Consider the following 17,560-nt stretch of genomic DNA (forward strand, 5'->3'; position numbering starts at 1 on the left):
AGCACATCGACATGAGCGAGCACGGAAAAGCTGCGCCAGGCAGTTCGGACGGCACGTTATCGCGCCTGCGTCCGCCATACGCCTCGGTGCTCGACCTCATCGGCCAGACGCCGGTGGTCGAATTGACCAAATTCGACACCGGCAAGTGCCGGCTGTTCATCAAGCTCGAAAGCCAGAATCCCGGTGGCTCGATCAAGGACCGCATTGCGCTGTCGATGATTGCCGCGGCCGAGAAGGAAGGCAAGCTGAAGCGCGGCGGCACCATCGTCGAGGCGACCGCCGGGAATACCGGTCTCGGCCTCGCCCAGGTCGGCATCCCCAAGGGCTACCGCATCATCCTCGTCGTGCCCGACAAGATGTCGCGCGAAAAGATCCAGCATCTGCGCGCGCTCGGCGCCGAAGTGCGCATGACCCGCTCCGATGTCGGCAAGGGCCATGCCGAATATTACCAGGACATGGCCGAGAAGATCGCATCGGAAACGCCCGGCGCCTTCTACGCCAACCAGTTCGCCAACCCGGCCAACCCTGAGGCGCATGAGACCACCACCGGACCGGAAATCCTTGCCCAGCTCGACGGCGACCTCGACGCCGTGGTCGTCGGCGTCGGCTCCGGCGGCACGCTGACCGGGCTTGGCCGCTATTTCGCCAGAACATCGCCGAAAACCGAAATGGTGCTGGCCGATCCCGTCGGATCGGTGCTGGCGCCGCTGATCAAGACCGGCAAGATGGAAGAGGCCGGCAGTTGGACCGTCGAAGGCATCGGCGAGGATTTTGTGCCGCCCAATGCCGATCTGTCGCTGGTCAGGAAAGCCTATTCCATCCCAGACAAGCAGAGCATGCTGGCGGTGCGGGACCTGCTTTCGAAGGAAGGCATTCTCGCCGGCTCGTCTTCCGGCACGCTGCTGTCGGCCGCGCTTCGCTATTGCCGCGAGCAGACGACAGCAAAACGCGTCGTCACCTTCGTCTGCGACAGCGGCAACAAATATCTGTCCAAGGTGTTCGACGATTTCTGGCTGGCCGAGCAGGGGCTGGCCGAACAGGAACAGCATGGCGATCTGCGCGACCTCGTCATGCGCTCGCACCGCACCGGCGACACCGTTTATGTCGGCCCCGACGAAAGCCTGCTCAACGCCTATGGCCGCATGCGCCGCTCCGATGTCTCGCAGCTGCCGGTGCTGGACAACGGCAAGCTGGTCGGCATTATCGATGAGGGCGATATATTGGCCAAGGTCGACGGCCCCTATGACGGCCGCTGGGACCGTTTCAACGCCCCGGTGCGCACCGCCATGACCTCCAATCTGCACACGCTGCAGGCCAGCCAGACGCTGGATGCGCTGCTGCCGGTGTTCGACCGCAACGAGGTCGCCATCATCTTCGATGGCGACGAGTTCGTCGGCCTGATAACCCGTATCGACCTGATCAACCATTTGAGGCGCGCACGATGACTGCTGAAACATCCCCATCGGGCAAGAACCGCCTGGCTTTTTCCACGCGCACCATCCATGGCGGCCAGAGCCATGACCCGCTGACCGGCGCGGTGATGGTGCCGATCTACGCGACCTCGACCTATGGCCAGCAGTCGCCCGGCGTGCACAAGGGGTTTGAGTACGCCCGCAGCCAAAACCCGACCCGCTTTGCCTTCGAGCGCGCGGTGGCCGATCTCGAGAGCGGCTCGGCGGCCTTTGCCTTTGCTTCCGGCCTGGCGGCGATCTCGACCGTGCTCGAGCTGCTCGACAGCGGCGCCCATATCGTTGCAACCGACGACATCTATGGCGGCTCGTTCCGGCTGATGGAGCGGGTGCGCAAGCGCTCGGCCAATCTGCAGGTGAGTTTTGTGGACTTCACCGATCTGGCGGCGGTGGAAGCAGCGATTCGCCCGGAGACAAAACTGCTCTGGGTCGAAACTCCGACCAATCCGCTGCTGCGTATCGTCGACCTCGAAGGCGTTGCGGCACTCGCCAGGCGCAAAGGGGTTTTGACGGTCGCCGACAACACGTTCTGCAGCCCCTACATCCAGCGGCCGCTGGAACTCGGCATCGACATTGTCGTCCATTCGACGACAAAATATCTCAACGGCCATTCCGACATGGTCGGCGGCGTCGCCATCGTCGGCGACAACAAGAATCTCGCCGCCCAGCTGAAATTCCTGCAGAACGCCACCGGCGCCATCTCCGGTCCCTTCGACAGTTTTCTCGCGCTGCGCGGCATCAAGACACTGGCGCTCAGGATGGAGCGGCATTCCACGAACGGCCTGAAGATTGCGCAGTGGCTGGAGGCGCGAAAAGATGTGCGCCGCGTCGTCTATCCCGGCCTGGCCAGCCATCCGCAGCACGCCATCGCCGTCCAACAGATGCATGCCTTCGGCGGCATGATCTCGGTCGACCTCGACCGCGACCTCGCCGGCACCAAACGCTTCCTGGAACGGACGCAACTGTTCACGCTGGCTGAAAGCCTCGGCGGCGTCGAAAGCCTGATCGAACACCCGGCGCTGATGACGCACGGCTCGATCCCGGCGGAAAAGCGCGCGGAAATCGGCATTTCGGATTCGCTGGTGCGGTTGTCGGCGGGGATAGAGGATGGCGATGATCTGATCGCCGACCTGGACCAGGCGCTGCGGGGGTAGGCGTACCGGATGCGTACCGATGACAATGAGGGGCGGCGCTGACCGTCGAGATTAAATCCCAATCCGCCGCGCGTTAACACATTCAGCAGCTTTTGCTTAACTCTTCGCCGCTATGTCCCGCCCCGGGGAGGCATGGCGAGAGTGAGTGTGATGGACAACAACCCGGAAAAGCGCAGCGAATGGCGCGCCATTTTTTATGTGCAGGCCCGCGTGGCCATCCTGTTTGTCCCGGTCGTCGCCAGCCTTCTGATCATTGCCGCTCTTGCCGGCAACGACCACAGTTCCGACGCCCTCGACCGCACGGTTACGGGCTCGGTGAAATAGCGGCACGGCCGTCGGCTTGCCTGCCCGGGAACGGCCGCCTCAGAAAAACTTCGGGATCGGGCCGTTCTGCGGCGTCACGTCGCCTTCCAGGTCGATGAACGCCTCGTCGACAAAGCACCAGGCCCAGCCTTCCGGCGGGTCGTAGCCTTCGATGATCGGGTGCTTGGTGGCGTGGAAATGCTTGGTGGCGTGGCGGTTGGGCGAGTCGTCGCAGCAGCCGACATGGCCGCAGGTGCGGCAGAGCCTGAGATGCACCCACATCGAGCCGCTCTTCAGGCATTCCTCGCAGCCGAGCGCGCTCGGCGTCACCGTCTTGATGTCGCGCGTGTGTTTGCATTCATCCATTATGCTCTCCTGGCCAGTTCGGGCGCTGCTGCGTCGGGTCGCGCGAGATAGGCGTGCAAGGCAGCCACCACCTGGGCGCCTTCGCCGACGGCGGCGGCGACCCGCTTGACCGAGCCGGAGCGCACGTCGCCGATGGCGAACACGCCGCTGCGGCTGGTCTCCATCTGGCCCGCCCCTATGTCGGCGCCGGTGCGCACGAAGCCCCTGGCGTCGAGCGCGATATCGCACCCAGCCAGCCAATCGGTGTTGGGGTCGGCGCCGATGAACAGGAAGAGATGCTGGATCGGCCGCGTCTCGACGCCGCCGGGGTTGCGCCAACGCAACTGGGTGAGATTGCCGCCTTCGCCTTCCAGCGCCTCGATCTCGGTCTCGCCAAGCACCTCGATGTTGGGTTGCGCCTCGATACGCTCGACCAGATAGCGCGACATGGTTTCCCTGAGGCCGCCGCGGCGCGCCAGCATCGTCACCTTGCGCACCTGGCTGGCGAGATAGACGGCCGCCTGCCCCGCCGAATTGCCGGCGCCGACCAGCGCCACTTCTTGCCCTGTGCATAGCCGCGCTTCGATCGGCGAGGCCCAGTAATGCACCGACGTGCCCTCGAACTCGGCCAGCTTGGCGATGTCGAGGCGGCGGTAGCGGGCGCCGCTGGCGATTACCACCGTGCGTGCGCGCAGGCTTTCACCGTCGCCGACGGTAAGCGTGTAGCCCTCGCCTGCTGCACCGAGCAGCTTGGCCTCGTCCGGGATGACTATTTCGACGCCGAATTTCTGCGCCTGGTTGTAGGCGCGCGCCATCAGCGCCATGCCGGAAATGCCGGTGGGGAAACCCAGATAGTTCTCGATGCGCGCGGAGGCGCCGGCCTGGCCGCCGAAGGCGCGGCAATCGAGCACGATGGTCGACAGCCCTTCGGATGCCGCATAGACCGCGGCCGCCAGCCCCGCCGGCCCGGCGCCGACAATGGCGACGTCATAGACCATGTCGGGATCGATCGGCCGCAGCAGGCCGATGCAGCGGGCAAGTTCGGTTTCGCCGGGATTGTGCATCAGCTTGCCGTTGGGGCAGAGCACGATCGGCAGATGGTGCGGGTCGACATGAAAATGCTCAATCAGCGTCTTGGCGCACGGGTCGCTGTCGGAATCGAGCGCGCGGTGCGGCTGGCCGCTGCGGCGCAGAAATCCCTGCAGCCGCAGCGTGTCGCCATTGCCGGTCGGACCTACGACGATCGGTCCGCTGCTGCCGCTTTCCAGGAGCCCGACGCGGCGCAGGATCAGCGCCCGCATGATCCGCTCGCCAAGGCTTGCCTCCTGCACCATCAGGTCGCGCAGCCGCTGCGAGGGGATGACGAAGGCCTCGACCGGCTCGGCCGCCTCCGCATTGACCAGCGACGGCCGGCTGGAAAGCTGCGCCAGCTCGCCGATGAAATTGCCCGGACCATGAGTGACGATGGTCTCGCGCCGGCCGGGCCTGACATCCTGGGTGATATCGACCGTGCCCGACAGGATGACGATCAGCCCCGGCGCCACGGTGCCGGCGGTGACGATGTGCTCGCCGGCGGCATAGGAACTCGCCTCGCCGAACCGGCGCATGCGCTCGATATCGGCGTCGCCCAGGATGGGAAACATCTGGTCGCGGCGGGTGACGGTGATCGGCTGGGTGGGTGGGGCCATAGGTGCGAACGTAGCGCCGAGACGGCCGGGTTTGAAGTGGTTTGTTGGAGGACTGGCCGGAAGGGGAGGTGGCTCCCGCGCCAGCTGGTTCGGATGCTTCGCATGGCCCCGCGCTGCAAGGCAAACAGCGCGCTGACCAGTGCGACCTTTATAAGGGCGAGCCCGAGCAGTACCGTCGGCAGTCCTCGATCACCGGTGTGTTGCAGGAGCAGCGCGCCGACGAACGGCGCCGCGGCTATCGCGTTACGCCAAGCGCCTGGGGTGCGGTGGTATCCTCGGGCTCCCCGAAGGCAGATCCCGGCGAAAGCCCATTCGTCACATCTTTGTAGAGCGCTATCGGATGCGGGCGCCCCACCAGATATCCTTGGATTTCGGGACATCCTTCCTTCATCAGGAAGGCACGCTCGTCCTCTGTTTCGACACCCTCCGCGATGACAGGCAAGGCCAGCGCATTCCCCAGGCTGAGTATCGTGCGAACGATGGCCGCCGATTGGGCATTCGAACCGACACCCGAAACAAAACTGCGATCGATCTTGATCTTGTCGAATGGAAACGCCTGCAACGAGGACAACGAGGCATACCCCGTGCCAAAATCATCCATCGAGACCCTGACGCCCAACGCCTTCAACCTCCGCAAAACCGACAAGGCAGTTGCCCGGTCGCGGATGAGAACCCCTTCCGTGATTTCCAGTTCCAGCCGCCCCGGAGCAAGGCCGGTCTCGTAGAGAATAGAATGAACGAGGCCTACCAGGTCGCCGAAACGGAATTGCACGGGAGAGAGGTTGACGGCGATCTGCAGCGGTGAGGGCCAGGAGGCCGCGTCTCTGCACGCCTGCCTGAGCGTCCATTCACCTATCTCAACGATCGTGCCATCCTGTTCGGCAAGCGAGACAAACGCGTTTGGGGAGATGAGCCCATGCTTTGGATGGTGCCATCGGGCGAGTGCCTCGAAGCCGAAAATTTCGCCGTCCATCCTGGCTTGCGGCTGATAATGAAGCACAAGTTCGCCATGGGCGACCGCAGAGCGCAAATCTCGCTGCAAGGCGTAGCGCTCTCTTAGCCGCTTATCCATCTCAGGATCGAAGAATTGCACCATTCGACGACCGTCCGCCTTGGCCCGGTAGAGCGCTGCGTCGGCATTTGCCATCAGCGCCGCTGCATTCTCTCCGTCTTTCGGATAGATCGCCGCCCCGATGCTCACCCCGATCGAAATGTGCTGGCCCCGGATTTCGAATTTGCCTGCCGCCGATTCGAACAGACGGTCCGCAACGTCCTTGGCACTCGCGGACCGGTCATCCATGGCCAGGACAACCGTGAATTCGTCGCCGCCCATGCGCGCGATAAAGGCCTCAGGCGCCGCGGTTTGGAGACGCCGGGAAATGGTGCAAAGCAGATCGTCGCCGGCGGCGTGCCCGAAAACGTCGTTCGCCTCTTTAAAATGGTCAAGGTCGATGCTGAAGACGGCAAAGCTGGCGTGCGTTGCTTTTGCGCGCTCGAGCGTCGTGGCCAGGTGTGCTGCAAGCGCGGCCCGGTTCGCCAGGCCGGTAAGCGGATCGTGGTGCGCGAGATGCGCGATTTCCTCGTGCCGTGCCATCAGTTCGGTGCGCGCTACGTTCATGTTCTCGCGCGCGTCGTCCAGGCCGTGGGCGGCTTCCCTCACCTTGTCCTGGAGCAGGTTGAAGCTTTCGGCCATCTCTCCAAGTTCGTCACGAGAGTTTACCGTAACCGGCATGATATTCACGGAGGCATGCGCCGCCGCGAGGTCTCCCCGCCCCAGGGCGACCATGGCGAGAGAGAAGTCTTTCAGCGTTCCGGATGTCAGACGCTTTGCCGCGTTGCTCACCTCTGTCGCCGAATGGGTGATCATTCCCGGCAAGATCAGGCCAACGCTGATGGTCAGCAGCGCGACAACGACAAAAATGTCCTCCAGCGCGGCGACCAATGAAGTGTCGCCTTGGGGAACGCTGCCGATCGCCAGGAAATAGCCGGCACCGTCAAGCACGAGCACAAAAAGCATGGCTCCGGTAAGCTTCAGGTGAAGCGTATGTGGCAGCAAGGGTAGACCGAGTGCGTATCGATCCTCCATCGTGCGCCAGGCGTATAGCGCAGCACCCGAATATGCCAAAGCCAGACCGAACAGGACGGTAGGAAGGCCAAATTGCTGAAATCCCAGTATGGCGGTCAACAGCCATATTGCAGCCGCGCCTACGCCAAGGATGATCGTTCCCCTGGGAGCCCGGAAGGGTCGCTCGGCTTCGGGACTGTCACGGCGCAAGAGCCAGACTGCGATGTTTGGCATGCAGATGCTGATCAGGTACGTAAAATTGGCCGCGGCGATCATCCAGAGCGGATACCCGCACAGCATGAAGCCGATTGCCGCGGCAGCTGTGAGCAGCGTTGCCGCCCAGGGACAATCTGTTGAGGTGCGCCTGGCCAGGAAGCTCGGCAGCAGGCCGTCTTCGCTCAGCTGCGCAAGGGTCCGCGCGGCGCCTGCCAATGGCTGCAACGTTCCATGGAACATGTTCAGCATGATGAGCCAGATGGCGGCCGCCTTGCCGAAACTCCCCAACAAGGGCGCAAAGGTGGGCCCGAGAGCTATGGCGAGGTCGGTGCCGAGCGGCTCCGGCCCGAGCACACCCAGCCAGACAACCGGCAGGACCAGGAAATAGACGCCGGCCATTGCGGCGCTGGCCCACATCGCCAGAGGAATGTTGCGGTTGGGATCGATGGTTTCGCCAACATGGCAGGCTGCAGCCTCAAATGCCGGTGCGGCAAACCCGATCAGGTACAGTCCCGCCATCACCGACGTGATGTCGCCGAACAGGCCGGTAAACGGGCTGGTCAGGGCAAAATCCGTCGCCTGCCGCCAGTCGACCGAGCCACTGATGACCGGGACGAGGGATGAGAGAAACGCAAGCGTCGCGGAGGCAGTGGCGATCGGGATCGCCAGTTGGACCACCCACTTGATTCCACACAGGTTGACCGCCGTAAAGAATGCGATGAGCCCGCAGGCGACCGCCTCCACGGGGAGGCCCGGCAGGTACCATTGCTGGATTGCAGACGCTGAAAGAACCGCTGTCAGTCCGCAGGTCGGCACCCAACCCCACCAATAGCAGGTGCCCGTCAGAGCCGAGAGAACGGGACTGTAAGGTCGGAAGGCTTCGGCGCACGCTGCAGAGATACCGCCGACGCGGTTTGGCCACATGAGAACCAATTCGGTCCACGCAGGCGCGGCGGCCCAGCCTAGAAGCAGACCAACAACGAGCAAAGGAACCGCAGCGCTTCCTTGACCGGGAATATTCCCCTGACCGACAAAAGGGCGGCAATCAGAAACAGGCTTTGATTGCTGCCACCCATGGCGAGCGCTGTCGTGCCCATCCATCCCAAGGTTCTCGGGTGCGGTCGTGAAGGCGTGAGGCCCGGCATTCAGAGACATCCATTCGAGTGCGGAGCGCTGTCTGACTGGCGAATGTAACCTGCGGAGATATGTCTGTCGAACGTCGCGCTCCCGAAGTCAAAGTTGGACCTTAGGTGAGACGTATTAAGACTTCGTACCAAACCAGATCCGCCCGATGATCGCTGTCAACTTGCGGTAGCTGCGGTTCAATCATGCTGATGCCGGCCCGAATGGATCGATCTCCTCCGATCTGGGATATCATATCAATTTTATCTAATCGCCCACTATGAGGGATAGTCGCGGATACAGCCTAATATCGATTATTATCGACAAATCTCGTGATTGCGGGGCGCCATCATTCGAAACGGCGGCTGAAGTCGACTGTAGATCGCTAAGCACATTGACCGCTTTTGACTTCGTACCTCGCCATCATGGGGGCAAGCACCGAGACTTCACGCCGTGCCTCAAGTTGGAGCTAACTTGTGCGAGCATGCAGCATAGCCCCGCGTTGCAGGGCAAACAGCGCGCCGACCACGCTGGGCGCGGCGGTCGGCCTTGGCGCGCTGGTGGGTCCTTCCCAGGCCGGCGCCCGTACGGTCGATATGGCGATCGCTCGCTACCATCATCCGATCTGCACCAAACTGGCCTCGGTGACATTTCTGACCACAGGCGTGGCGACGCTCTGGACCGGCCTGCCCGGTTCTGCCGACCGCGGTGATTTTCTATGGCGCCCGCATCGGCTAGCATGGCCGAGTATCGTCACATGCGGCGACATGGTGTTCTGGACGATGCTTGAGCGCGACGCGACCTCGCCAGCGGGCACGCCTTCGACGCCGGCCCGTAGCAGGAATGTGTTCAGCACCAGAACACTTGGGATCAGCGTTGCGGGCGCCTGCACACGTGAGTACTCCGCCTCACAAGCCTTCCGGCTGGTCCTCGAGGACGAACGACGCTGCAATCAGGTCATCGCCGCTGATGCGGCCACTGCCGCCAACCATGATGGATGCGACTTTCTGAAAGGTCTTCATGTCGGCCTCTGTTATGCGCGCATCGCGCATTCTCGCCCTGAGAGAACCCAGGCGGGTATCAAGGGCTGGCGATGTCTCGACGTCATCGATCATCTTCGATCATCCTGGAGCGCAATGTGAAATCCGCTGCCCGCCGCCATGGCCGGCGGCGGGCGGCAGCTATTCGATCAGTCGTAGACCTTCACAATTTTCCGGGTGCCGGGGTCGACCAGGACGGTGCGGTTGTCGACCACGACATAGCGGTATTTGACGTTGGGAACTTCGTGCAGCTCGACCGTATCAGGCAAGGCACTGCCGACGTTCAGCTCCACGCCCGGGATCTTCACCGAAGCCAGCGGCTGCTTTTTCACGTATTCGCGGACGACCGTATCCTGCTCCGGTGTGATGACGACATCCTGAGCTGCGGCGCTGCCGACGCCAGCCAAAAGCAACAAGCCTGCAGCGGCACTTGCAAAGTGGATTTTCATGGTTTTCTCCTCGCGTAATCCGGCGACGGCACCACGCCTGTTCGCCGAGGGACCGAACTTGAGATCAGCCAGATTGTTCCTGTGACTTCAGTCCGCGGCGAACCAGACCAAAGTCGGATATCAGCTAAGACCCAAGTCCCGAGGCGGAACGTTCAAGCGGGGCAGGCGTTTCCCAAATGCAACTAAATAAAACAGGAGAGGAACACATGGCCGACGGCCCAACTGTTGTTAATTCTGGGGGTGGCGGCGGCACTGCGATTGCTGTTGTTCTTGCACTTATTGCGGTCGTAGTGTTGCTTATTTTTACCGGCGTGATCAATATCCGCGGCGACGGCGGCAAGGATATCAACGTCAAGGTTGAAGCGCCAAAGGTGGAAGCTCCGGCTGCACCTGCAAAGCCTGCGGCACCTGCCCCAGCCCCTGCGAGTGGCGGCTGATCTGCTCGTATCCACGCCTTCAAACTGACCTATGAAAAGGAAATTCCCATGACCAGGTATTTCGTCAGCGCCGCCGGCGCCCTCGTCCTTATGGCGGGCATCGGCACCTCGTTTGCCGAGGATGTTATTGTTCTCAAGCCCGAACAACAGACGGTCGTTCGCGAATATATCCATAAGCAGAAGCTGGCCTCAGTCAGTTTGCTCGGCGTCGAACTCAACGTCGGCACGGCACTTCCCGACACTGTCGAGCTCCACGCAATCGACGTTCCGGATGTCCGCTACAAGTATACGGTTGTCGGAGATCATGCGGTTCTCGTCGATCCCGACACGCGCAAGGTCGTGCAGATCATCGAGTAACGCGCGAGCCCGCCGCTCCGATCAGGAGCGGCGGGCTTTGGCTGCGCTGTGAAGGCTCTACGGGCAGCCGTTTTCTGAACGGGAGGATGTCTGATGTTTAGCGACAAGGAAACTTGGGTCCTGGAAGCTGCCTTACTCGCAGCAATTCCAATTTGCGTAGCCGTCACCGCACTCGTGGCATTTTTGACCGCGGCCTGGATATGAACCGCTTCCTCTTTGTGATGGGCGACTTTCTATCCCGGCCACCGGGCTTCTATGTCCTTCTTGTAGCCATGCTGCTCTGTACTGCGTTGGTGCCATTCGGCCTGACGAATGTGGTCACCTACGCATTGTCGGTAGCGGCCATCGTGATCACCGGCGTTGTGCTGATCCAGGGTTACCGCGACACGGCCGCCATTCACGCCAAGCTTGATGAGATTATCGTTTCGCTGAATGAGACCAGAAACGATGTCGTCGGCTTGGAGCATGCCGAGCCGGAGGAGATTCGGGAGAAGCTCCAGACACTCGAAGAAGAAGCAATGAAAGCGGTTCGCCCGCCGCATTGACCCTCCGCTGGACAATCTGTCATCCATCAGCAAAAAAGCCCGGGAACCGGGCTTTTTTGCTTCGCGTCTAAATCATTTCGGACTTATCCGAAACGGGAATTTGGTGCCCAGAAGAGGACTCGAACCTCCACTCCTTGCGGAACACGGACCTGAACCGTGCGCGTCTACCAATTCCGCCATCTGGGCTGGTGCGGGCTCATGTAAGCGGGCAAACGATATGTGTCAACGCGCTTTTTCGAGGGCCGCTGCCTGCCGGCTTAGTTTCCCGGGGGTCAGCGCCGCCCCTCACCTGCCTGCCGGCATCCTCTCCCCGTACAGTGACGGGGAGAGGGGCGCTCTCATCGATGATTTTCGCCGGTCACCTGCGTCACAAGAAGAGCGCCGAGGCTGCGGCCAGCCCTTTCTCCCCGTCACTATACGGGGAGAAATGCCCGGCAGGGCAATGAGGGGCAGCGCCGACTTGGCGAATGCGTTGGCCGAAAAACCTCACCCCTCCAGCACGTCCTTCGACGCCACAGTGGAATCGGCGTTGAGCTTGTAGATCACCGGCACGCCGGTGCCGAGCTCAAGCTTGACGATCTCCTCGCCGCTCTTGCCGTCCAGCGCCATGATCAGTGCGCGCAGCGAATTGCCATGCGCGGCGACCAGCACGGTGCCGCCTTTCAGAACATGCGACTGCATGTCGTGCAGGTAATAGGGCCAGACGCGGGCGCCGGTGTCCTTCAGGCTTTCGCCGCCGGGCGGCGGCACGTCGTAGGAGCGGCGCCAGATATGCACCTGCTCCTCGCCCCACTTCTGGCGCGCGTCGTCCTTGTTGAGGCCGGAGAGGTCGCCATAGTCGCGCTCGTTCAGCGCCTGATCGCGGATCGTCTTCAAATCGCTCTGGCCGACGGCGTCTAGAATGTGCTGGCAGGTCTTCTGCGCCCGGATCAGCGCCGAGGTGAAGGCGATGTCGAACTTCAAGCCGCGCGCCTTGAGCTTCTGGCCGGCTTCCTTGGCCTCCTTGTGGCCCTGCTCAGTCAGGTCGACATCGCGCCAGCCGGTGAACAGGTTCTTCAGGTTCCATTCGCTCTGGCCGTGGCGCACGAGCACGAGAGTTCCCGACATGTTTGCTCCTTCAAAATTATGGATGGTTTAGCTCAAGCCGAGCACGTCCCGCATGGAATAAAGTCCGGGCTTCTTGCCGCGCGCCCAGAGCGCGGCCTTGACCGCGCCGCGGGCAAAGATGGCGCGGTCCTCGGCATGGTGCGATAGCGTGATGCGCTCGCCGGTTCCGGCCAGGATGACGCTGTGGTCGCCGACCACCGAGCCGCCGCGCAAGCTGGCAAAGCCGATCGTTCCTGGCTTGCGCACGCCGGTATGGCCGTCGCGTGACCGCACATCGTTGCCGGCAAGGGAAATGCCGCGTCCCGCCGCCGCCGCTTCGCCGAGCAGCAAGGCGGTGCCCGACGGCGCGTCGACCTTGTGCTTGTGATGCATTTCGAGGATCTCGATGTCGAAATCCTCTGGACCGAGCGCGCGCGCGGCCTGCTCGACCAGCACCGCCAGAAGATTGACGCCGAGGCTCATATTGCCGGATTTGACGATCGTCGCGTGGCGCGCCGCGGCCTCGATCCTGGCGTCGTCTTCCGCCGAGCAGCCGGTGGTGCCGATGACATGGGCAATGCGTGCCTGCGCGGCATAGCCTGCGAATTCGACGGTGGCTGCCGGCATGGTGAAATCGAGCACGCCGTCGGCCTTGGCGAACACCGGCAGCGGATCGTCGCCGATCGTCACATTGATGATGCCGATGCCGGCAAGCTCGCCCGCATCCCTGCCGAGATAGGGCGATCCGGTTCGTTCGACCGCGCCGACGACGCGGGCGCCGGGGATCGAATGGATGGCGCGGATCAGCGTCTGGCCCATGCGGCCGGCCGCCCCCACCACCACCAGGCCCATTTCGCCGGATTCGCTCATGCTGTTCTCCCCACCGCCTTCTTGGCGCGGCTGCGCAGGACCGGAGTTTGGACGGGCTTCGAGTCGTCGACAAGCCCCAGTCCGTTCTTGCCTTGAATGCGGTGGAAGCGGGCGTAGACACTGTTTGGATCGGCCATCAGTGCGGCATGGGTGCCTTCCTCGACCAGGCGCCCCTCTTCAAGCACGATAATGTGGTCGGCGTTGACGACCGTCGACAGGCGATGCGCTATCACGATGGTGGTACGCCCTTCCATCACATGGGTCAGCGCCTCCTGGACGCGCGCCTCGGCCTCGTTGTCGAGCGCCGAGGTCGCTTCGTCGAGCAAAAGGATCGGCGCGTTGCGCACGATCGCCCGCGCAATCGAGACGCGCTGGCGCTGGCCGCCGGAAAGTGTCGAGCCGCCCTCGCCGACGGGCGTGTCGTAGCCCTGCGGCTGCTGACGGATGAACTCGTCGGCCGCCGCCAGCACCGCCGCCCGCTCGATCTCGGCGTCGGTCGCCGAAAGTCGGCCAAAACGGATGTTGTCGCGTATGCTGCCTTCGAACAGATAGGGCGCCTGCGAGACATAGGCGATCGAGCCGCGCAGCGAGTGCTTGGTGACTTTGGAAATGTCCTGGCCATCGATCTCGATCGAACCCTTGTCGACATCGTAGAAGCGCTGCAGCAGCGCCACGAGCGTCGTCTTGCCGGCACCCGAGGCCCCGACCACCGCCGTAACCTTGCCGGCCGCGGCGGTGAAACTCAGGTTCCTGATCACCGGCATGTCGGCGCTGTAGCCGAACGTCACATTGTCGAAGCGAACCTCGCCGGTGGTGATCCTGGCTTCGACCGCGTCGGGCGCATCGCCCTGTTTAGGCTCCAGGTCGAGCAGCTCGTAAATCATCCGGGCGTTGACCAGGGCACGTTCCATACCGACCTGCGTACGAGCCAGGCGCCGTGCCGGATCGTAGGCCATGATCAGCGCGGTGATGAAGGAAAACACAGCGCCTGGTGGTTGTCCGAGCACCAGCGCCCGGTAGCCGGAATAGGCAAGGACGGAGGTAATGGCGAGACCGCCCAAAATCTCGGAAATCGGCGACAGCCGCTCCGCGACCCGGGCGATCTTGTTGTTACGCTGCTCGGCCGTATCGGCCATGATGCCGATCCGGCGCGCCAGCTCGGCTTCCAGGGTGAAGGCCTTGACGATGGCGATGCCTTGCGTGGCCTCCTGTACGGACCCGTTCAGCCGCGAGTTGATCAGCACCGATTCACGGTTGATGCGCCGCAATCGGCGGGTGATGTAGACGACGGCCCAGATCAGCGGCGGCCCGATCAGCAGCGAGCTGAGCGACAACACCGGATCCTGGTAGATCATGACGCCAACGAGGGCGATCAGCGAGACCGCGTCGCGGCTGATGGAGGTCAGCGTCAGCGACAGCAGATCGCGAACGCCGCCGACATTCTCGTTGACCTGTGCCGCCAGCCGACCGGAACGCGTATCGTTGAAGAAGTCGACGCCGAGCTTCATCAGATGGTCGAAGCTGCGCTTCTGGTAGCGGGCGACCAGATTGTTGCCGATCTTGGCCAACGCGACCGCCTGGCCGTAACCGGCGAAGCCGCGCAGCACGGAGGCGGCCATGAACCCGGCGCAGATCCAGACGATCATGTCGCCGCGTCGTTCGTAGAAGATCTCGTTGATCATCGGGGCCATGATCCACGCCGTGAAGGCGGTGGTGGCGGAAACAATCAGCAGGCAGCCGATGGCAACGACATAGGTCCAGCGATATTCACTACCGTTTTCGGCCAGGATGCGGCGCAGCACCGCAGTGACCTCAGCTGGCTGGACTTTCAGTTTGAGTGGACTTTGAGCGGTCAAATCGCGGGCGCTTCGTGGTTTGCTAGAGCATGATGCCGAAAAGTGTGAAGCGGTTTTCGGACGACATCATGCTCTATCTCTTTGATTTAGAGCCGGATGATTTCAGGTCGATTCGATCTGAAATCAACCGGCATCTAGGGATGCCAGGCTGGAATTCGGCCCCCTCTTAGCGCCCCGGCTACGGCTTGCCTATGGCGAAACTTCGTCGCGGCTCGAGGTCAGGGTCACGAAAGCGGCAGCCATTTCCAGGAACAGACCCATGTTCGGGACGAAATGGATTACGTGCGCCAGCGCCGCCCCGCGGTCTGGACGCCGAACAGCGACGGGTTGCGGGCATAGGCGGCAAGGCCCAGAAGCGCTGCCAGCGGGTGGATGATGACATAGACCGGCATCGAGGCCATCAGCGCGCTGTGCGGCGCTTTGTCCTCGAAGGCGGCACGGAAACTGCCTTCCTTCAGTGCCGGAACGATCTTTTGCGCGATGCCGCCGGTCAAAAACACGCCGCCGCGGCTCATGAACACCAGCGCGAGGTCGCCGGCGGTGCGGCCGAGGCAGGTGACGAACAGCGCCAGCGCTTCCTCGGCAACCGGGTCGGTCTTGGCCAGCGCCGCCCCGGTGATTTCGGCCGGCGTGGTGAACGGCGCCGGCTTGCCGTCGGCCTTGGCGACCGCCCGGTAGACATTGACCAGACCGCGCCCGCACAGGATCTGCTCGCCCGAAATGCGGCCGTCCAGCTTTTCGATATGCGGGAACACCTCGAAATCGCGCGGCGTCCGCGGACCGATATCCATATGGCCGCCTTCGCCAGGCACCGGGATCCAGTGGTGGAGGGCATGAACCAACCCGGCGACGCCGAGGCCGGTGCCGGGGCCGAGCACGACGCGTCCGGCATTCTCCTCCGGCGTGCCGCCGCCGATCTTTTCCATATGCTCTTCGCCGAGCGCCACGACGGCCAGCGCCTGCGCCTCGAAATCGTTGAGCACGACGATGTCGCCCAAGCCCAGATTGGCAAACATCTGCTTCGGCTTCACCACCCAGGGACAGTTGGTAAGCGGGATCTCGTCGCCATCGACTGGTCCGGCGATCGCCAGCACTGCCGAATTCGGCCGGATGGACGATCGGTCGAGCACCGCCGCCTGGATCGCCTCGTCTATGGTGGCGAAATTGGCGGTTTGCACGATATGCGGCTCACCGGCTTCCGAATTTGCGTCGAGCACGATCGAAAAGCGCGCATTGGTGCCGCCGATGTCGCCGATCAGCACTGGAAACCGCAACGCGGTGTCGTCGTCGCCTGACATGCTCTTGCTCGTCCCCTTTGCGGCGCCGTTGCGACCGTTTCAATCGCCCGGTTTTTCAATCGCCCGGTGTTCAATCGCCCGGTGTTCAATCGATTGACTAGCGCATGGCCCCGGAAAGGGAAAGCGTCAGTTCGCCATCACTGTCCGACGTTTGCCGGCGGCCGTCGCCTTGGCAGGGGAATGCCGATCTCCGGCGTGGCGGTGAAGGCGTTGGCTGCGTTTGGCAAGCCGCCCGCATTGCCCGCAATAGGCGGAGGCGCGTCGGGTTCCGGCGCCCTGGCGGCGATCGGCACGCCGCCGCCGCGATAGGTGACGGCTTCCGCCGAGTCCGCGTCGGGCTGGTCGAGCACGAACTGGCATTGTTTCGGCAGGTTCGCCATCGTCATCAGGTCGCGCGCCTTGGGCGCGTCCGGGTTCTTGTTGGGGCGCCACGGCTCCTCGGTAAACCACCAGGCCAGCGGCTTGCCGCAGCCGTCATCGTCGGGCGTCGCTTCCTGTCCCTTGCAGTTGGGCGAACCCGGCTGGCAGCCGATGCGGATGTGGAAATGATAGTCATGGCCCCAGAACGGCCGGATTTTTCTCAGCCAGGTACGGTCGCCGGTGACGGTGTCGCACAGCTTCTTCTTGATGCCTGGATTGACCAGGATGCGCTCGACTTCCGGATAGCTCGCGGCGCGCTTCAACAGCTTGGTATGTATCGGCTTCCACAGCCTGTCCTTCACCAGATGCGTCTTGTCGTCGACCATCAGCGTGGCGCTGATGTTTTCGCGCTCCTGGGTCGTAAGCTTGCGGTCGGGCATCGGCGTCAGCCAGATGTCGGCGTCGAGGCCGATCTGGTGCGAGGCGTGCCCGGTCAGCATCGGGCCGCCGCGCGGCTGCGAAATGTCGCCGATCAGAAGCCCCGGCCAGCCGTCGGCGGCGGCATCGCGCGACAGCTTCTCGATCAGCGCAATCATCGTTGGATGACCCCAGCGCCGGTTGCGCGAGGGACGCATCACCTCCCAGTTCTGGCCGTCCATCGGAATGGCGACGCCGCCGGTGAAGCAGCCCTTTGAATAGAAGCCGAAGGATTGCGCCGCAGCCACCGCCGGCAGCTTCTTGGCGCCGAACAGGTCTTTTGCCCGTGGCTCGGCCGTGATTGCGCCCGCCACCAGCCCGGCCAGCGCCACGATCGCCAGCGCCGCCGTCAGGAACGGCCGTCTGCCGGTCAAGGATCGCATCGAAATCGTCATGAACCCCACTGCAAAAGTCCGCAACACA

General features: G+C 63.0%; 16 protein-coding genes and 1 tRNA gene. 6 read left to right on the forward strand and 11 right to left on the reverse strand.

Annotation, left to right across the window (positions count from 1 at the left end; all coding sequences use genetic code 11):
* Positions 1 to 11: 11 nt before the first annotated feature.
* From NLY44_RS22585 to NLY44_RS22595, 3 genes are all read left to right on the forward strand, one after another.
* Positions 12 to 1,445, forward strand: coding sequence for a pyridoxal-phosphate dependent enzyme (locus NLY44_RS22585; protein ID WP_023687574.1), 1,434 nt, complete (start codon positions 12 to 14; stop codon positions 1,443 to 1,445).
* A complete protein-coding gene (locus tag NLY44_RS22590) occupies positions 1,442 to 2,623 on the forward strand; it encodes a trans-sulfuration enzyme family protein (RefSeq protein WP_023687573.1) in 1,182 nt (393 codons plus the stop codon). The genes NLY44_RS22585 and NLY44_RS22590 overlap by 4 nt, the downstream gene beginning before the upstream one ends.
* A 132-nt stretch (positions 2,624 to 2,755) precedes the next feature.
* Positions 2,756 to 2,947, forward strand: a complete 192-nt coding sequence (locus NLY44_RS22595; protein ID WP_196814852.1) for a hypothetical protein — start codon at positions 2,756 to 2,758, stop codon at positions 2,945 to 2,947.
* 39 nt (positions 2,948 to 2,986) lie between these two features.
* Here NLY44_RS22595 and NLY44_RS22600 read toward each other — a convergent pair whose 3' ends face one another.
* The 5 genes from NLY44_RS22600 to NLY44_RS22620 all read right to left on the reverse strand — a co-directional run bounded on the left by NLY44_RS22600 (position 2,987) and on the right by NLY44_RS22620 (position 9,851).
* Positions 2,987 to 3,292, reverse strand: coding sequence for a UBP-type zinc finger domain-containing protein (locus NLY44_RS22600; RefSeq protein ID WP_023672079.1), 306 nt, complete (start codon positions 3,290 to 3,292; stop codon positions 2,987 to 2,989).
* Positions 3,292 to 4,959, reverse strand: coding sequence for an FAD-dependent oxidoreductase (locus NLY44_RS22605; RefSeq protein WP_023805848.1), 1,668 nt, complete (start codon positions 4,957 to 4,959; stop codon positions 3,292 to 3,294). The genes NLY44_RS22600 and NLY44_RS22605 overlap by 1 nt, the downstream gene beginning before the upstream one ends.
* Positions 4,960 to 5,194: 235 nt before the next feature.
* On the reverse strand, positions 5,195 to 8,341 hold the full coding sequence (locus NLY44_RS22610; RefSeq protein WP_286455092.1) for an amino acid permease: 3,147 nt from the start codon (positions 8,339 to 8,341) through the stop codon (positions 5,195 to 5,197).
* 929 nt (positions 8,342 to 9,270) lie between these two features.
* Positions 9,271 to 9,477, reverse strand: coding sequence for a hypothetical protein (locus NLY44_RS22615; RefSeq protein ID WP_023681214.1), 207 nt, complete (start codon positions 9,475 to 9,477; stop codon positions 9,271 to 9,273).
* A gap of 74 nt (positions 9,478 to 9,551) precedes the next feature.
* Positions 9,552 to 9,851 carry a DUF1236 domain-containing protein gene (locus tag NLY44_RS22620; protein WP_023687568.1) on the reverse strand — a complete coding sequence of 100 codons (300 nt, stop codon included), beginning with the start codon at positions 9,849 to 9,851 and terminating at the stop codon, positions 9,552 to 9,554.
* 176 nt (positions 9,852 to 10,027) lie between these two features.
* On the opposite strand from NLY44_RS22620, the gene NLY44_RS22625 reads away from it, so the two are divergent.
* The 3 genes from NLY44_RS22625 (at position 10,028) to NLY44_RS22635 (ending at position 11,190) form a co-directional block, all read left to right on the forward strand.
* Positions 10,028 to 10,288, forward strand: coding sequence for a hypothetical protein (locus NLY44_RS22625; protein WP_245262541.1), 261 nt, complete (start codon positions 10,028 to 10,030; stop codon positions 10,286 to 10,288).
* Between the two features lie 48 nt (positions 10,289 to 10,336).
* Complete coding sequence (locus tag NLY44_RS22630) at positions 10,337 to 10,645, forward strand: DUF1236 domain-containing protein (protein ID WP_023672071.1); 309 nt, start codon at positions 10,337 to 10,339, stop codon at positions 10,643 to 10,645.
* A 200-nt stretch (positions 10,646 to 10,845) separates the two neighbouring features.
* A complete protein-coding gene (locus NLY44_RS22635; protein WP_023672069.1) occupies positions 10,846 to 11,190 on the forward strand; it encodes a low affinity iron permease family protein in 345 nt (114 codons plus the stop codon).
* A gap of 101 nt (positions 11,191 to 11,291) precedes the next feature.
* Here NLY44_RS22635 and NLY44_RS22640 read toward each other — a convergent pair.
* From NLY44_RS22640 to mepA, 6 genes are all read right to left on the reverse strand, one after another.
* Positions 11,292 to 11,376, reverse strand: a tRNA-Leu gene (locus NLY44_RS22640).
* A gap of 300 nt (positions 11,377 to 11,676) precedes the next feature.
* Positions 11,677 to 12,297, reverse strand: coding sequence for a 2,3-bisphosphoglycerate-dependent phosphoglycerate mutase (locus NLY44_RS22645; RefSeq protein WP_023672068.1), 621 nt, complete (start codon positions 12,295 to 12,297; stop codon positions 11,677 to 11,679).
* Between the two features lie 27 nt (positions 12,298 to 12,324).
* Positions 12,325 to 13,146, reverse strand: coding sequence for a 4-hydroxy-tetrahydrodipicolinate reductase (gene dapB / locus NLY44_RS22650; protein WP_023687567.1), 822 nt, complete (start codon positions 13,144 to 13,146; stop codon positions 12,325 to 12,327).
* Positions 13,143 to 15,002 carry an ABC transporter ATP-binding protein gene (locus NLY44_RS22655; RefSeq protein ID WP_023687566.1) on the reverse strand — a complete coding sequence of 620 codons (1,860 nt, stop codon included), beginning with the start codon at positions 15,000 to 15,002 and terminating at the stop codon, positions 13,143 to 13,145. The genes dapB and NLY44_RS22655 overlap by 4 nt, the downstream gene beginning before the upstream one ends.
* Before the next feature lie 278 nt (positions 15,003 to 15,280).
* Positions 15,281 to 16,300, reverse strand: a complete 1,020-nt coding sequence (locus NLY44_RS22660; protein WP_023687565.1) for a glucokinase — start codon at positions 16,298 to 16,300, stop codon at positions 15,281 to 15,283.
* 137 nt (positions 16,301 to 16,437) lie between these two features.
* On the reverse strand, positions 16,438 to 17,520 hold the full coding sequence (gene mepA / locus NLY44_RS22665) for a penicillin-insensitive murein endopeptidase (protein ID WP_373420153.1): 1,083 nt from the start codon (positions 17,518 to 17,520) through the stop codon (positions 16,438 to 16,440).
* Between the last annotated feature and the right edge of the window lie 40 nt (positions 17,521 to 17,560).

It is taken from the genome of Mesorhizobium sp. C089B, from assembly GCF_030323125.1.
Taxonomy (GTDB): domain Bacteria; phylum Pseudomonadota; class Alphaproteobacteria; order Rhizobiales; family Rhizobiaceae; genus Mesorhizobium.

Excerpts from the sequence above, each read along its gene's own strand:
- NLY44_RS22585 (WP_023687574.1), top strand. The coding sequence starts at position 12 with ATGAGCGAGCACGGAAAAGCTGCGCCAGGCAGTTCGGACGGCACGTTA.
- NLY44_RS22590 (WP_023687573.1), top strand. The coding sequence starts at position 1,442 with ATGACTGCTGAAACATCCCCATCGGGCAAGAACCGCCTGGCTTTTTCC.
- NLY44_RS22595 (WP_196814852.1), top strand. The coding sequence starts at position 2,756 with ATGGCGAGAGTGAGTGTGATGGACAACAACCCGGAAAAGCGCAGCGAA.
- NLY44_RS22600 (WP_023672079.1), bottom strand. The coding sequence starts at position 3,292 with ATGGATGAATGCAAACACACGCGCGACATCAAGACGGTGACGCCGAGC.
- NLY44_RS22605 (WP_023805848.1), bottom strand. The coding sequence starts at position 4,959 with ATGGCCCCACCCACCCAGCCGATCACCGTCACCCGCCGCGACCAGATG.
- NLY44_RS22610 (WP_286455092.1), bottom strand. The coding sequence starts at position 8,341 with ATGGATGGGCACGACAGCGCTCGCCATGGGTGGCAGCAATCAAAGCCT.
- NLY44_RS22615 (WP_023681214.1), bottom strand. The coding sequence starts at position 9,477 with ATGATCGATGACGTCGAGACATCGCCAGCCCTTGATACCCGCCTGGGT.
- NLY44_RS22620 (WP_023687568.1), bottom strand. The coding sequence starts at position 9,851 with ATGAAAATCCACTTTGCAAGTGCCGCTGCAGGCTTGTTGCTTTTGGCT.
- NLY44_RS22625 (WP_245262541.1), top strand. The coding sequence starts at position 10,028 with ATGCAACTAAATAAAACAGGAGAGGAACACATGGCCGACGGCCCAACT.
- NLY44_RS22630 (WP_023672071.1), top strand. The coding sequence starts at position 10,337 with ATGACCAGGTATTTCGTCAGCGCCGCCGGCGCCCTCGTCCTTATGGCG.
- NLY44_RS22635 (WP_023672069.1), top strand. The coding sequence starts at position 10,846 with ATGAACCGCTTCCTCTTTGTGATGGGCGACTTTCTATCCCGGCCACCG.
- NLY44_RS22645 (WP_023672068.1), bottom strand. The coding sequence starts at position 12,297 with ATGTCGGGAACTCTCGTGCTCGTGCGCCACGGCCAGAGCGAATGGAAC.
- dapB (WP_023687567.1), bottom strand. The coding sequence starts at position 13,146 with ATGAGCGAATCCGGCGAAATGGGCCTGGTGGTGGTGGGGGCGGCCGGC.
- NLY44_RS22660 (WP_023687565.1), bottom strand. The coding sequence starts at position 16,300 with ATGTCAGGCGACGACGACACCGCGTTGCGGTTTCCAGTGCTGATCGGC.
- mepA (WP_373420153.1), bottom strand. The coding sequence starts at position 17,520 with ATGCGATCCTTGACCGGCAGACGGCCGTTCCTGACGGCGGCGCTGGCG.